This window comes from Agromyces sp. P1_H4 (genome assembly GCF_056405255.1).
This window is the reverse complement of the sequence record NZ_JBFUCL010000524.1, coordinates 1-1,582: the sequence shown is the minus strand read 5'-3', so window position 1 is coordinate 1,582 and position 1,582 is coordinate 1. Positions and strand designations below refer to the sequence as shown.

Annotated in this window: 1 protein-coding gene; it reads right to left on the bottom strand. The window is 75.3% G+C overall.

Translation table 11 applies throughout. The annotated features are described in order from the left end of the window. Positions 1 to 100: 100 nt before the first annotated feature. The coding region (locus AC1DY2_RS19625) for a glycoside hydrolase family 127 protein (protein WP_476763935.1) at positions 101 to 1,582 on the bottom strand (1,482 nt) is incomplete at its 5' end.

The following is a 1,582-nucleotide window of genomic DNA, read 5'->3' as shown; positions in this document are numbered from 1 at the left end:
CTCCTCGAGCTCGGGCTCGTCAAGCCCTGAGGCGCTGAGCCATTCCCGCGGGCGCCGGGCGCCGCGACGCCCGGCGGCGGCGCGGCGCGCTTCCCCGCCCCTACGCCCCCACGACCGGCACCCACACCCGCATCTGCGACGGCCCACGCTCGGCCCACTCGTGGTACCGCACGAGGGGCACCTCGGCCCGCGTGCCGGTGCGCGCATCCACCATGGTGGCGAGCACGCCCGCGCCGCCCTCGGGGCCTGCGGCGTCGCGCAGGCCGGCCGTCGGGTCGACCCGCAGGTCGGCGAAGTCGGATGCCGCGAGCGGCGTGCCGGCGAGGTCCACCGACTCGAGGGCGAACACCTCGGGGCCGCGCTCGACCACGAGGCATCCGCGCACCGCGTCGACGCGAGGGTCGGGAGCGGCGAACCGCGGCTCGACCGGAAGCTCGAGCTCGACGACGTCGCCGGCGGCGAAGGCACGCGTCCACGACACCATTCCCGGCTCCGCGTCCTGCGCCTGCACGAGGTCGGCGCCGGCCGGCCGCAGGGTGAGCCGCGCGCCCGCCGCCCACGCCGGCACCCGCAAGGAGAGCGTCCAGGGCTCCGCGGCATCCGTCAACACCGTCACGCGCACGGCGCCCGAACGCGGGTACTCGGTCGCGACCTCGAGCGAGACCTCCTGCCCGGTCTCGAGCGTGGTGCGGATGGCGGCCGGCGTGTACTGGTGCAGCTGCACGCCCGAGGCATCCGCCGTGGCGACGTATCCCGCGAGGCTCGCGAACGTGCGGGCCGTGTTCGGCGGGCAGCACGACACGTCGAACCACGGCGCGCGCAACGACGACTGCGCCCGCGGCGACACCGTGTCGGCGTCGGCCACGGCGCCCGGGCGACGCTGGTGCAGCGTGTTCGCGTAGTAGAAGGCGGTTCCAGCCTCGGACGGCGAGGTCTCGACCACGTTGAACAGCGTGCGCTCGATGAGGTCCGCGAAGCGGGGGTCGCCCTGCGCGAGCAGCAGCCGCCAGCTGAACATCACGGAGGCCACACCCGCGCAGGTCTCGGAGTAGGCCCGGTCGCTCGGCAGCTCCCAGTCCTCGCCGAACGCCTCGTCCTGGTGGTGCGAGCCCTGCCCGCCGGTCACATAGGTGCGACGCTCCACAGTGGTCTCCCACTGCCGGTCGAGCGCACCGAGCAGCTCGTCGTCGCCCGTCTCGACCGCGACGTCGGCCGCGCCGGCCGCGAGGTAGTTGGCGCGCACYGAGTGCCCGCGCAGCACGCCCGCCTCGCGCACGGCGACATCGTCCTGGTAGTACGAGCGGCCCCATTCGATGTCGCGCAGGGTGCCGCGGCCGTGCCGCTCGACGAACAGGCGGGCCTGCTCGACGTAGCGCGGCTCGCCGAGCGCGCGGCCCAGCTCGGCGAGCCCCACCTCGACCTCGGCGTGCCCGCAGATGCGCTCGTCGCCGCCGGCGCCGAAGACCTCGAACACGAGGTCGGCCGCCCGGCGGGCGATGCCGACCAGGCCGTCGTCGGCATCGGGGCGCGTGCGCACCCGGGCGACGGCCGCCTGGAAGAGATGTCCCAGGCAGTACAGCTC